The following is a 13,032-nucleotide window of genomic DNA, read 5'->3' on the forward strand; positions in this document are numbered from 1 at the left end:
GTCCTATACGGACCGGCAGCATTTCCCTCACCCATAGGGAAATCCCTCTCTAAATTCCGATTCAGTAGTGTGGTATTTCCTTAATGAAAGTGTTGAAAGGTCAGGACATCCTGGCACTTGGTTTTATGACGTTTGCCCTGTTCGTCGGGGCCGGCAACATCATCTTCCCGCCTATCGTCGGGTTGCAGTCCGGGCCTCACGTCTGGATGGCGGCGCTAGGCTTCCTGATCACTGCTGTCGGTCTGCCGGTGGTCACTGTCGTGGCGCTGGCCAAGGTCGGTGGTGCGATGGATGCGCTGAGCAGCCCGATCGGCAAGATCGCCGGTGGCTTGCTGGCAGCTGCGTGCTACCTCGCTGTCGGCCCGCTGTTCGCGACTCCGCGCACTGCAACCGTGTCGTTCGAAGTAGGTCTGGCACCATTGACCGGCGAAAGCCCACTGGCACTGTTCCTTTATAGCTCGGTGTACTTCCTGCTGGTGTTCTTCATCTCGCTTTATCCAGGCCGTTTGCTGGATACGGTAGGACGTTTCCTCGCACCGCTGAAGATTATCGCCCTGGCCGCTCTCGGCATCGCCGCGTTTGCCTTGCCGGCCGGTGACATCGGTCATGCAACGCCTGAGTACGTGGCGGCACCGTTCTCCCAGGGCTTCATCAATGGTTACCTGACCATGGATACCCTTGGCGCACTGGTGTTCGGCATCGTCATCGTCAACGCCATTCGTTCTCGTGGCGTCGAGTCACCAGCGCTGATCACCCGTTACGCGATCATTGCCGGTCTTATCGCTGGTGTGGGCCTGGCGCTGGTTTACGTCAGCCTGTTCCGTCTTGGTTCGGGCAGCCATGAAGTGGCCGCCGGCGCCACCAACGGCGCAGCGGTGCTGCACGCCTACGTACAACACACCTTCGGTTCGCTGGGCAGCGGTTTTCTTGCGGTGCTGATTTCTCTGGCATGCCTGGTCACGGCGGTCGGCCTCACCTGTGCCTGCGCCGAATACTTCAGCCGTGTGCTGCCACTGTCCTACAAGACTCTGGTCATTATCCTGGCCGCGTTTTCCTTGCTGGTGTCCAATCTGGGCCTCACCAAGCTGATTGCGTTCTCGATCCCGGTGCTGACCGCGATTTACCCGCCGTGCATTGCCCTGGTGGCTCTGAGCTTCTGTAAAGACTTCTGGCATGAGCAGGGCCGCATCGTTGGTCCGGTGATGCTTGTGTCGTTCATCTTCGGTCTGATCGATGCCCTCAAGGGAGCGGGTCTGGCAGAGTGGATGCCGGCCCAAATGTCCCACCTGCCACTGAGCGAGCAAGGGTTGGCGTGGCTTGTGCCGTCGGTGATGACCTTGGTGGTCGCTGTGGTTTGCGATCGCTTGCTGGGTAAGCGGGCCGAAGCGCTGGCTTAACGCTGTCGGCCCGCCATAAGCGGCCCGGACAGGCAGAAACAGAAATGCCCCGTATCAATCGATACGGGGCATTTTTCATGGGCATGAGGCAGTGTCTTTTTCCTTGAACTAACGTCGAAGCACTGCCTGTAGGAGCGAGCTTGCTCGCGATGAACGTTAGTGCGATATGTTCATCCAGGCAGCACGCTTGATCGTTTACGACCTTCGCGAGCAAGCTCGCTCCTACAGGTTTACCTTCGCCAACGTCTCACAAGGTCCTGCATGTCGTTCATTCAAGCCAACCTGATCCATCTCCTTGCCGCACTCTGGTTCGTCATCTGCTGGGGCGGTTACACCCGTTATGCGACATGGAAGGGCCGCGACACCGCATGCCTTGCCAGCGTATTGCACCTGTACCGTGAGGACTGGATGCGTCGCATGCTGCTGCGCGATAACCGCATCGCCGACGCCAGCGTAATTGGCAACCTTGAGCGCAACGCTTCATTCTTCGCCTCCAGCACGTTGATCATCCTGGCCGGTATCCTCACGGTACTCGGGGCATCGGAGAGGGCGGTGTCGTTGTTGGCGGATATCCCGATGGTGCAACAGGCTTCCCAAGGGATGTCGGAAATCAAGTTGCTGTGCCTGGCGCTGGTATTTGTCTACGCGTTCTTCACGTTCAGTTGGTGCATGCGTCAGTACAACTTTGCGGCCATTCTGGTCGGTTCGGCACCGATGGTCGGTGAGCGTCATGTCTCCGAGCAGGAGCGTAAAGCCTTTGCAGCCCGGGCGGCTCGGGTCATCTCCATGGCGGCCAACCAGTTCAACTTTGGCCTGCGCTCCTATTACTTCGGCATGACCATGCTGGCCTGGTTCGTCAGCCCCTGGCTGTTCATGTTGATGAGTACGGGTGTGGTGCTGGTGTTGTATCGCCGTGAGTTTCACTCCGACGTACTCGACGTAATGGTCTATACCCCTACAGAGGCGCCGTTGCCTGAGGTGATCAAAGAGGTCGCTTGATGAGTATTCCGTTCTGGTGTGTGTTTATCAGTGCTGTGCTGATTTACGTAGCTCGCATGCCCGTGAGCACAGCGATGAAAGAGCAGGGGGGCTACAACAATCACCTGCCGCGCCAACAGCAGGCGCAACTTACCGGATTAGGCGCCCGCGCGGTGGCCGCACATCAGAACAGTTTTGAAGCCTTCATATTATTTTCGGTGGGTGTGTTGATGGCGCACACCACGCAGACGGCGGGATGGCTCATTGATTTGCTGGCGATCATCTTCGTGATTTCGCGAATTATCTATTTGCTGTGTTACTGGAAAGATCTGACCTGGCAACGCAGTCTGGTCTGGCTGGTGGGTTTAATCTGTTCGCTGTTGCTGATGATTAGTCCGACTTTTCGAACGATTTTGCTCTAACGCTGAAAGGCCGATCAAAACGGCAGATAAAAGAAAACCCGCACTTGGCGGGTTTTCTTTTATTGCGCTAAAAACCGTCTTAGTTTTTAGGTGCGGCTTCTTTTGCCGCAGCTTCGTTCGATTCAGCCTGATCTTTGGCGGCTTCGGCGTTTTCTTTCGCCGCGTCGTTCACTTTATCCTGAGCTTTGCTCATGTCTTGCTGAGCTTGCTCAGCATGTTTGGTAGCATCTTGAGCTTTGTCCTCGGATTTTTTATCGCAGGCTGCGAGACCGAGGGAAGCGGTCAACATCAAGGCAATAGCTAAAGTCTTACGCATGGGGTGTTTCTCCTGATGGAAAATATCTTACTGGCCTTTCGAGCGCAGCCGTCAGGGTTAAGTTCCTCAAATCGTTCAGATATATAAGTTTGTTCTAAGGCGGAACTTTTTCCGGGATGGCTACTGCATTACTTAGATATTAAATAAGAGTTTTTATCAAATGGCTGAAAACCCCGTTTTTGAGCGTGCAACGCGATTTCTCTCAGCATTACGCCATTGTCAGGTGCTAGGGCTGCGGGTTCACAGCGCCAGCAGCGAAGGGCTGACCGTCGTTTTGCCCTACAGCCTGGCGATCGTCGGCAACCCGCAAACTGGTGTGATTCACGGCGGTGCACTGACTTCACTGATGGACACCGCCTGTGGCATGTCCACCCTCTGCGTGCTGCCGGAGTTCGAAGTCTGCCCGACCCTCGACTTGCGCATCGACTACATGCATGCCGCCGAACCCCATAAAGATGTCTACGGTTTCGCCCAGTGCTACCGCGTGACCACCGATGTGATCTTCGCCCGTGGTTTTGCCTATCAGGACGATCCTGAGCAACCCATCGCTCACGTGGTGGGCACATTCATGCGCATGGGCAAGGGCGTCAAGGGCACCAAAGGCTTTGGTGGCGTCATCGCCGGAGGCGGGAAATGACCGATTCGATCCAGGACCGACTGCAACAGGCCCATGAGCGGGGCGACTACGCCGCGCTGCTGGATTTGATTCCTTATGCCAAATTGATTGGCGTCGAATGTTCGCGAGTGGGAGACGAGTTGCTGTTTCGTTTGCCAGCCAACAAGGACAACATCGGTAACCCCTTACTGCCGGCCATCCATGGCGGCGTGATTGCCGGTTTCATGGAGCTGGCCGCGGCAATGCACCTGCTGGTCTCCACCGGTTCGCCGAGCGTGCCGAAGATTATCGACTTCTCCCTCGACTACCTGCGTGCCGGGCAATTCCGCGATACCTGGGCTCGATGCCAGGTTTGCCGGCAGGGACGGCGGGTCGCCAACGTGGCGATTACAGCCTGGCAAAGCACCGAAGGTGAGCCCATTGCCACCGCCCGGGCGCATTTCAAACTTGAGGAGCCCTTGAAATCCTGAACGCAGCCCCCAACTCTGATGACATCCCGCCGTCGACCCTTAAGGTCGTGGCTTAGCCATCTGATTGGAGTTTGATGACCATGAGTGTGGAAACTCAAAAGGAAACCCTGGGCTTCCAGACCGAGGTGAAGCAACTGCTGCACCTCATGATCCATTCGCTGTATTCCAACAAGGAAATTTTCCTTCGCGAATTGATCTCGAACGCCTCTGACGCTGTTGATAAATTACGTTTCGAAGCCTTGGCCAAGCCAGAGCTGCTGGAAGGTGGCGCCGAACTTAAAATCCGTGTGAGCTTCGACAAGGACGCGAAAACCGTCACCCTCGAAGACAACGGCATCGGCATGAACCGCGAAGAGGCGATCACCCATCTGGGCACCATCGCCAAGTCCGGCACCGCCGACTTCATGAAGCACCTGTCGGGCGATCAGAAGAAGGATTCGCACCTGATCGGTCAGTTCGGTGTCGGTTTCTATTCCGCATTCATCGTTGCGGACAAAGTCGACGTGTTCAGCCGTCGTGCCGGCGATGCGGCGAGCGAAGGCGTGCACTGGTCGTCCAAGGGTGAAGGTGATTTCGAAGTTGCCACCGTTGAAAAAGCCGACCGCGGCACGCGCATTGTCCTGCACCTGAAGTCGGGTGAAGACGAATTCGCCGATGGCTGGCGCCTGCGTAACATCATCAAGAAGTACTCGGACCACATCGCTTTGCCGATCGAGTTGCCGAAAGAAGTGGCCGCCGCTGAAGGCGAAGAGCAACCGGCCGTCGAATGGGAAACCGTCAACCGTGCCAGTGCCCTGTGGACTCGCCCTCGCACTGAAGTGAAGGACGAGGAATACCAGGAGTTCTACAAGCACATCGCCCATGATTTCGAAAACCCGCTGAGCTGGAGCCACAACAAGGTCGAAGGCAAGCTGGAATACAGCTCGCTGTTGTACGTGCCGGCCCGTGCTCCGTTCGACCTGTATCAGCGTGAAGCGCCGAAAGGCCTGAAGCTGTACGTGCAGCGTGTGTTCGTCATGGACCAGGCCGAGTCGTTCCTGCCGCTGTACTTGCGCTTCATCAAAGGCGTGGTCGATTCCAACGACCTGTCGCTGAACGTGTCGCGGGAAATCCTGCAGAAAGACCCGATCATCGACTCCATGAAGTCGGCGCTGACCAAGCGCGTTCTGGACATGCTGGAAAAACTGGCGAAGAACGAGCCTGAGCAATACAAAGGCTTCTGGAAAAACTTCGGTCAGGTCATGAAAGAAGGCCCGGCAGAAGATTTCGCCAACAAAGAGAAAATTGCCGGCCTGCTGCGTTTCGCATCGACCAACGGTGACGAAGGCGAGCAAGTTGTCGGTCTGACCGAATACCTGGCTCGCGCCAAGGAAGGTCAGGACAAGATCTACTTCCTGACTGGCGAAACCTACGCGCAAGTCAAAAACAGCCCGCACCTGGAAGTCTTCCGCAAGAAAGGCATCGAAGTGCTGCTGCTGACCGACCGCATCGACGAGTGGCTGATGAGCTACCTCAACGATTTCGACGGCAAGAGCTTTGTCGACGTGGCACGCGGTGACCTGGACCTGGGCAACCTGGACTCGGAAGAGGACAAGAAAGCCGCTGAAGAAGTCGCCAAGTCCAAAGAAGGTTTGGTCGAACGCCTGAAAACTGCACTGGGCGAATCTGTTGCTGAAGTACGGGTTTCCCATCGTCTGACCGACTCCCCGGCGATTCTGGCTATCGGTGAGCAGGACCTGGGTCTGCAAATGCGCCAGATCCTCGAGGCCAGCGGGCAGAAGGTTCCGGATTCGAAGCCGATTTTCGAATTCAACCCGGCTCACCCACTGATCGAGAAGCTCGACAACGAGCAGAGCGACGAGCGCTTCGGCGACCTGTCGCACATCCTCTTCGATCAAGCGGCCCTGGCCGCCGGCGACAGCTTGAAGGACCCAGCGGCGTATGTTCGTCGTCTGAACAAGCTATTGGTTGAGCTCTCGGCTTAACTGCGTTGTAGAAAAACCCGCTTCGGCGGGTTTTTTCATTCTGGTGTTTAAAAATCAGGAGTCAGAAATGAGCCAAATCACCGTACGTTCCGTTGCCTATCAAATCGACGGCCAGTCCTACGAAAGCCGTCTGGCCTTCGATGCCGACCATAAAGGCCCGCGTCCGGGTTTGTTGATGGCGCCCAACTGGATGGGTGTCAGCGCGGGTGCCGAGGAGATCGCCAAGTCGGTGGCAGCCAAGGGCTACGTCGTGTTGATCGCCGACCTCTACGGGCAATCGGTTCGTCCACAGAACAACGATGAAGCCGGCGCAGCAATGATGCCGTTGAAGAATGACCGCCCGTTGCTGCGCAAGCGCATGCAAGTGGCGTTTGAGCAACTGCAAAGCCAAGGCGAAGTGGCGGTTGATACCAACAAGCTGGCGACATTCGGTTTCTGTTTCGGTGGTTGCTGCGCGCTGGAGTTCGCTCGTACCGGTGCACCGTTGAAGGCGGCTGTGTCGTTCCACGGCACACTCGATACACCGAATCCGGCCGATGCGAAAAACATCAAAGGCTCGGTGCTGGTGCTGCACGGCGCCTCCGATCCGTTGGTGCCGAAAGAGCAACTGCCGGCGTTCGAAGATGAGATGAATGTGGCGGGTGTGGATTGGCAATTGCTGAGCTACGGCGGTGCGTTCCACTCGTTCACGGATCCGCATGCGAACGTGCCGGGCATGATGATGTACGACGCGAAGGTGGCTGCGCGGGCGTTTACGTCGATGCATAACTTGCTGGATGAAGTGTTCAAGGGCTGATTGTCCTCAAGATCAAAAGATCGCAGCCTCGTTGCACTCGACAGCTCCTACAGAAAAATGCGTTTCCCTGTAGGCGCTGTCGAGTGCAACGAGGCTGCGATCTTTTGATTTCTGCCCTAAGGCAATTCAATCCGCTCGCTTTCCCCCGGCACCGTCGGCCAATCCCCGGCCGCCCAGCGCCGGCGGGCTTCATCGATTGCTGCCGGATCGCTTGCCACAAAATTCCAGTTGATCCGTCGCGGGCCATCCAGTGCTGCGCCGCCAAACAGCACGGCATGACAATCGCTGTCGGCGAACAAGGTCATTTCCTTCCCGGCCGGCAGTACCACCAGTGAATGTGGCTCTATCGACTCACCATCCAGTTGCACCTCGCCGCTCAAGACGTACAACGCCCGTTCTTCATGTTCGGTGGGAATCAGCAAGGTCGTTGCCGTTTGCAGGTTCAATTCCGCGTACAACGTAGGCGAAAGCACTGGCACTGGCGATTTGAGGCAAAAGCCGGACCCGGCAATCATCCGGATCTTCACTCCAAGGTTTTCGCTGACTGGCAACGTGCTCGCAGGATGGTGGCTGTAGTGTCCTGGACTTTGCTCATGTTCTTTGGGTGACGCCAGCCAGATCTGCAAACCATGCATTGTGAAACCGCTTTCTTTAAGCGCTTCTGGCGTGCGCTCGACGTGGGCAATTGCGCTGCCGGCGGTCATCCAGCTGACGTCACCGGTGTTTACCACCTGATCGGAGCCGAGGCTGTCCTTGTGCTGGATCTGCCCCTGGAACAGATAAGTCAAGGTCGAAAGACCGATGTGCGGATGTTGGCGAATATTCATGCCTTTGCCCGCCGGATAGCGGGTTTCCAGCATGTGATCGAAAAACACGAATGGCCCGACGCTGCGGCATTTGGCTGACGGCAACGGGCGAAGAATCGGCTGGCCTTCGACATCTTCGGCGCGGGGGCGAATCACGAGCGGAGTGTTCATGGTGCATTCCAGGCTGAGCGGGTGATGCGTTCGAGCATAACCCGCCTGCGTAAGCCTTGCCGCTATTGGCTGAAGGCGCCTTCGGACAAATGGGTTTCGATGCTGACTTCGCTGGTGGTCATCAATTTGTGGATGGGGCAACGGTCGGCCACGCGATGCAACTCGTCACGCTGGGCATCGGTGAGTACGCCCTTGAGGGTGAGTTTAACGTGCAGTGCGTACTTACCTTTCTGTTCCTGGCTGTTGTCGCGTTTAACCTCGACGCCCACGCCGGTCAGCGGGATGTCTTTCTTCTTCGCATACATCTTCAGGGTAAGCGCTTTGCAGGCACCCAGTGCAGCGTCGAAATAGTCGTGAGGTTCTGGCGCGCTGCCTTCGCCGCCAGCAGAGATCGGGGCGTCGGCAAATAATTCATGGTCATCGATCTGGACGGTGTGACGAAGACCTTCGGCGGAAACGGTGTTGACGGTAACAGTCATGGGAAACCTCGCAGGCAGCAGGAAAAATCGTTCGGTCAAAAAAGACCTTGAAGGTATAGAGCATTGCGCCGGTTGCGCGTTCCACCTTTGTGTCTCGTAGCGTTTTAATATCATTTTTTCGTCTTACAATCCCCAAGGAGAACCCGCTGCAGGGTAGATGCAGCTTTTTGTTGGAAGGAACCGAGCACATGAGTATCAGAAGTCTGAATATCGCGCCGCGTGCGAGCCTGGGTTTTGGCCTGCTGGCATTGATGGTGTTTGCTCTGGGGGCATTCGCCCTGCTGCAAATGTCGAACATGCGTGCCCAGGCCGATCAGGTTGATGACAACTGGCTGCCCAGTGTCATGGCGGTTGGGGAAATGAATCAGGACATGTTGCGGTTGCGGGCCCTGACCATGCGCCTGCTGATCAATCGCGACTCACAGGCGCAGGCGCAAAACGTCAGCAAACTCAACGAGCTCAAAAGCGTCCTTGGTGACGCTCAGCACCGTTACGACGCGCTGATCGTGTTGCCCGAGGAACGCGTGCTGTTCGATCGTTTCAAGGCCCAGGAGCAGCAGTACCTGCAATTGCAGAGTCAGGTCATGACGTCGGCCACCCAAGGACGGGTGGATGAGGCGGCTGCCGTTCTGAATGGCGAGATGAACCCCTTGGCCGATGAGATCACCGTGACCCTCAAGGCGTTGGTCGAGCTGAATAAGCACAACGCCAACCTGGCGACCGAGGCGGGCCGGCAGGTGTTCAACCAGTCACGAGTCTGGGTTGGAGTCATGGTCGGTTTGACGGCGCTGATTACCATCGGCCTGGCGCTATTGCTGACCCGCAGCATCGTGGTGCCGCTGTCGCAATCGCTGAGCGTGGCGGAGGTGGTCGCGGGTGGCGATCTGACCGGCGTTATCAACATCACCGGCAGCGATGAGCCGGCGCGGCTGTTGCACGCGCTCAAGAGCATGCAGCAGAGTCTGCGCGAAACCATTCAACGCATTTCCGACTCGTCCAGCCAATTGGCTTCAGCCTCGGAAGAACTCAGTTGCGTGACCGAAGACGCGACGCGTGGTTTGCATCAGCAGAGCATGGAAATCGATCAGGCGGCCACGGCGGTCAATCAGATGACGGCGGCAGTGGAGGAAGTGGCAAGCAATGCCGTGGCCACGTCCGAAGCGTCGCGCGAATCTGACCGCATCGCCCAGCATGGTCGCGAGCAAGTACATCAGACCGTTCTTTCCATTGAGTCGCTGGCCGATGATGTCACCGCCAATGCCTCGCAGGTCGAAGACCTGGCGCAAAAGGTGTATGGCATCAGCAAGGTGCTGGACGTGATCCGCTCGATTGCCGAGCAGACCAATCTGCTGGCGTTGAATGCCGCCATTGAAGCAGCAAGAGCCGGGGATGCCGGCCGCGGGTTTGCGGTGGTAGCCGATGAAGTGCGCGCCCTGGCATACCGGACTCAGCAGTCGACCCGGGAAATCGAACAGATGATTGCGGGCATCCAGCAGGGCACCGATTCGGCGGTCAGCTCGATGCAGCAGAGCAACACACGGGCCCGTTCGACTCTGGAAGTGGCGAAGGCCGCAGGTATTGCACTGGAGGACATCGCGTCTGCGTTCACCTTGATCAACGAGCGCAACACGGTGATCGCCAGTGCCTCCGAGGAGCAGGCGGCGGTAGCGCGGGAAGTGGATCGCAACCTGACCAATATCCGTGACCTGGCGTTGCAAAGCTCGGCCGGGGCGAATCAGACCAGTGCGGCGAGTCAGGAATTGTCGCGGTTGGCGGTGGACCTGAACACGCTGGTGGCGCGCTTCTCGGTCTGATTGACGATTTTCAGTTTTAAGATCAAAAGATCGCAGCCTACGGCAGCTCCTACATGAGGTGCTGCTGCAGGCTGCGATCTTTTGATGCAAAAAAAGCCCCGCAATTGCGGGGCTTCTTCGTGTTGCAGATCAGCTGCCTTTAACGGCTTTGCCGTTGACCTTGCCGTCAAGGAGCATGATGTTGTACTCCTTGCCGTCGTTTTCGACCTGTTGCAGACGGACCAGCAGATAATCCCAATCCTTGGCGAACCACAGCACAGTGGTGCGCTTGCTTTGTGTCGGGTCGCGCACGCGCTCGACCTTGATCGCGTCGATCTGGCCAGCCTTGGTGTCGACTTTTTCGGAGCCCAGCACACGGAAGTCGTAGGTATCGACTTCGCCATCATCGACGACCTGATAGCTCATGCTTTTCTTGCCGGCGGCGACATCATGCTGGAGCGCCAGTTGATAGGTGGATTTGTCGACCATGCCGCGATTGAGCGGGATATTGACTGCATCGCCGCGGTCGGTGCCGGTGACCTTTTTGGCGGCCCAGTCGAAGTCCAGATCAGCCTTCTTGGCTTTGCCCAGACCACCCCGTTCGAAGTGATAGGACTGTGGCAGCAGAGTGTCTTTGTCGACGGTCAGGGTGCTTTCTTCAGTGAGGCTGGCGATCATCATCGAAGCCTTGAAGCTGAGCTTCCAGACACCGTTCGCTTCCTTGGTCAGGCTGCGTTCGGCGGTGCCGCTCATGGGCAATTGCTTCCAGTCGGCGGTGTAGCTGGCGGAGAACGGTTGAAGGTCCGCGGCCTGCGCGAATGGCAAGGCGAGCAGAGCGCAAGCGAAGAGCAGGGCACGACGCATAAAATCTCCTAGGTTCGAATCAAGTGGCCGCTGGCCGCGAGTAACTGTCCATCCAGTAAAGCACCTTGATCACCGAGTGATAACCGGCCTTCGGCAAACCAGCGTACGGCCATCGGGTAGATCAGGTGTTCCTGAACATGGACCCGCTGCGCCAGACTCTGCGGCGAGTCGTGCAACTCTACCGGTATTACTGCCTGTACGACCAGTGGTCCGCCATCGAGTTCCTCGGTGACGAAGTGCACGGAGCAGCCGTGTTCGGCGTCGCCGGCCTCCAGCGCCCGCTGATGAGTGTGTAACCCTTTGTATTTGGGCAGCAGCGAGGGATGGATGTTGAGCAGGCGGCCCTGGTAATGACGCACGAAGTCAGCGCTGAGAATGCGCATGAAACCGGCCAATACCACGAGTTTGGGGTTGAAAGCGTCGATCAGTTCGATCAGCGCGGCATCGAAAGCCTCGCGGCCTTCGAAAGCCTTGTGATCCAGGGAGCGGGTGTCGATACCCGCGTCCCTGGCGCGTTGCAGGCCGTAGGCATCGGCGCGGTTGGAAATCACCGCAGCGATGCGGACCGGGCTGTCGCCGGTCCGCGTGCTGTCGATCAAGGCCTGCAAGTTACTGCCGGTGCCGGACAGCAGCACCACGACATCACAGGTCTTAGGCATCAGTGAGCCTTGAGGTTCTTCAGTTCGACCTGAGCCGCGCCTTCGGCTGCGGTGGAGATCTGACCGATGACCCAAGGCTGCTCGCCGGCTTCGCGCAGAACGTTAAGGGCAGTTTCCACGTGCTCTTGAGCAACGCAGATGACCATGCCTACGCCGCAGTTCAGGACGCGGTGCATTTCGTTCTCGTCGACGTTGCCTTTCTCTTGCAGCCAGTCGAACACCGCCGGGCGGGTCCAGCTCGCGACGTCAACCACGGCTTGAGCGCCTTTTGGCAGAACGCGCGGGATGTTGTCCAGCAGGCCGCCACCAGTGATGTGCGCCATGGCTTTGACCGCGCCGGTTTCCTTGATCAGCTTGAGCAGTGGCTTCACATAGATGCGGGTTGGAGCCATCAGCAGGTCGGTCAGCAGTTTGCCGTCGAGCTGGGTGTTTTCGATGTCGGCACCGGACACTTCGATGATCTTGCGGATCAGCGAGTAGCCGTTGGAGTGCGGACCGGAAGACGGCAGGGCGAGCAGGGCATCGCCGGCAGCCACTTTGGAGCCGTCGATGATTTCCGATTTTTCCACGACGCCAACGCAGAAGCCGGCCAGGTCGTAGTCTTCGCCTTCGTACATGCCAGGCATTTCAGCGGTTTCGCCGCCGACCAGGGAGCAGCCGGACAGTTCACAGCCAGCGCCGATGCCGGTCACGACCTGGGTCGCGGTTTCGACGTTCAGTTTGCCGGTGGCGTAGTAGTCGAGGAAGAACAGCGGCTCGGCGCCACACACCACCAGGTCGTTGACGCACATGGCAACCAGGTCGATGCCGATGCTGTCGTGCTTGTTCAGGTTCAGTGCCAGGCGCAGCTTGGTGCCGACGCCGTCAGTACCGGAGACCAGCACAGGCTGCTTGTAGCCGGCCGGGATTTCGCAGAGGGCGCCAAAACCGCCCAGGCCGCCCATGACTTCCGGGCGCGCAGTGCGCTTGGCGACGCTCTTGATGCGTTCGACCAATGCTTCACCGGCGTCGATGTCTACACCGGCGTCCTTGTAGCTCAGGGAGGGTTGCTTGCTCATGATCCAGGCCTTTAGGGGGGATTTCTGGGTAACGACCGAGTTCAGCGGGACCGCCGAAATCGACGTGGGCGATTGCCTCACGCGAAATTCGTAGGTGCCCGGCTGTTGCCGGTCTGCGAAGGCGCGCGATTTTATCAGGCTTGAAGGGCAGCGGCCATCCTCAGGCCGACGGCAGGGGCATATCCGCCTAAAAAAACCGTATTTGGCCTGTGTTGATGGCAT

14 protein-coding genes are annotated in these 13,032 nt (G+C 57.9%); 8 read left to right on the forward strand and 6 right to left on the reverse strand.

Annotated features, from left to right (window positions below; genetic code table 11):
• Window positions 1–83 precede the first annotated feature (83 nt).
• From brnQ to KUF73_RS28490, 3 genes are all read left to right on the forward strand, one after another.
• Window positions 84–1,397 carry a branched-chain amino acid transport system II carrier protein gene (gene brnQ, locus KUF73_RS28480; protein WP_218441289.1) on the forward strand — a complete coding sequence of 438 codons (1,314 nt, stop codon included), beginning with the start codon at window positions 84–86 and terminating at the stop codon, window positions 1,395–1,397.
• A gap of 261 nt (window positions 1,398–1,658) precedes the next feature.
• On the forward strand, window positions 1,659–2,396 hold the full coding sequence (locus KUF73_RS28485; protein WP_218441290.1) for a DUF599 domain-containing protein: 738 nt from the start codon (window positions 1,659–1,661) through the stop codon (window positions 2,394–2,396).
• Window positions 2,396–2,797, forward strand: a complete 402-nt coding sequence (locus KUF73_RS28490; protein WP_218441291.1) for an MAPEG family protein — start codon at window positions 2,396–2,398, stop codon at window positions 2,795–2,797. The genes KUF73_RS28485 and KUF73_RS28490 overlap by 1 nt, the downstream gene beginning before the upstream one ends.
• 79 nt (window positions 2,798–2,876) lie before the next feature.
• Here the strand turns inward: KUF73_RS28490 and KUF73_RS28495 are convergent, their stop codons facing one another.
• Window positions 2,877–3,113 (reverse strand): hypothetical protein, encoded by a 237-nt coding sequence (locus KUF73_RS28495; RefSeq protein WP_218441292.1) that lies wholly within the window; start codon window positions 3,111–3,113, stop codon window positions 2,877–2,879.
• A gap of 160 nt (window positions 3,114–3,273) precedes the next feature.
• On the opposite strand from KUF73_RS28495, the gene KUF73_RS28500 reads away from it, so the two are divergent.
• From KUF73_RS28500 to KUF73_RS28515, 4 genes are all read left to right on the forward strand, one after another.
• A complete protein-coding gene (locus KUF73_RS28500) occupies window positions 3,274–3,750 on the forward strand; it encodes a PaaI family thioesterase (RefSeq protein ID WP_218441293.1) in 477 nt (158 codons plus the stop codon).
• A complete protein-coding gene (locus KUF73_RS28505) occupies window positions 3,747–4,199 on the forward strand; it encodes a PaaI family thioesterase (RefSeq protein WP_218441294.1) in 453 nt (150 codons plus the stop codon). The genes KUF73_RS28500 and KUF73_RS28505 overlap by 4 nt, the downstream gene beginning before the upstream one ends.
• An 80-nt stretch (window positions 4,200–4,279) precedes the next feature.
• A complete protein-coding gene (gene htpG / locus KUF73_RS28510; protein ID WP_218441295.1) occupies window positions 4,280–6,184 on the forward strand; it encodes a molecular chaperone HtpG in 1,905 nt (634 codons plus the stop codon).
• Window positions 6,185–6,251: 67 nt separating this feature from the next.
• On the forward strand, window positions 6,252–6,980 hold the full coding sequence (locus tag KUF73_RS28515; protein WP_218441296.1) for a dienelactone hydrolase family protein: 729 nt from the start codon (window positions 6,252–6,254) through the stop codon (window positions 6,978–6,980).
• Window positions 6,981–7,096: 116 nt separating this feature from the next.
• Here the strand turns inward: KUF73_RS28515 and KUF73_RS28520 are convergent, their stop codons facing one another.
• Window positions 7,097–7,957: a pirin family protein gene (locus KUF73_RS28520; protein WP_218441297.1), complete on the reverse strand. Its 861-nt coding sequence runs from the start codon at window positions 7,955–7,957 to the stop codon at window positions 7,097–7,099.
• Window positions 7,958–8,019: 62 nt separating this feature from the next.
• Window positions 8,020–8,436 carry an OsmC family protein gene (locus KUF73_RS28525; protein WP_218441298.1) on the reverse strand — a complete coding sequence of 139 codons (417 nt, stop codon included), beginning with the start codon at window positions 8,434–8,436 and terminating at the stop codon, window positions 8,020–8,022.
• 188 nt (window positions 8,437–8,624) lie between these two features.
• Here KUF73_RS28525 and KUF73_RS28530 point away from each other — a divergent pair, with 188 nt between their 5' ends.
• Window positions 8,625–10,250: a methyl-accepting chemotaxis protein gene (locus tag KUF73_RS28530; protein ID WP_218441299.1), complete on the forward strand. Its 1,626-nt coding sequence runs from the start codon at window positions 8,625–8,627 to the stop codon at window positions 10,248–10,250.
• Between the two features lie 129 nt (window positions 10,251–10,379).
• Here the strand turns inward: KUF73_RS28530 and KUF73_RS28535 are convergent, their stop codons facing one another.
• The 3 genes from KUF73_RS28535 to purM are packed head-to-tail and all read right to left on the reverse strand — an operon-like array spanning window position 10,380 to window position 12,810.
• On the reverse strand, window positions 10,380–11,093 hold the full coding sequence (locus KUF73_RS28535) for a DUF3108 domain-containing protein (RefSeq protein ID WP_218441300.1): 714 nt from the start codon (window positions 11,091–11,093) through the stop codon (window positions 10,380–10,382).
• A gap of 8 nt (window positions 11,094–11,101) precedes the next feature.
• A complete protein-coding gene (gene purN, locus KUF73_RS28540) occupies window positions 11,102–11,752 on the reverse strand; it encodes a phosphoribosylglycinamide formyltransferase (protein ID WP_218441301.1) in 651 nt (216 codons plus the stop codon).
• A complete protein-coding gene (gene purM, locus KUF73_RS28545) occupies window positions 11,752–12,810 on the reverse strand; it encodes a phosphoribosylformylglycinamidine cyclo-ligase (RefSeq protein WP_218441302.1) in 1,059 nt (352 codons plus the stop codon). The genes purN and purM overlap by 1 nt, the downstream gene beginning before the upstream one ends.
• Between the last annotated feature and the right edge of the window lie 222 nt (window positions 12,811–13,032).

The organism is Pseudomonas sp. PD9R, from assembly GCF_019200975.1.
GTDB lineage: Bacteria > Pseudomonadota > Gammaproteobacteria > Pseudomonadales > Pseudomonadaceae > Aquipseudomonas.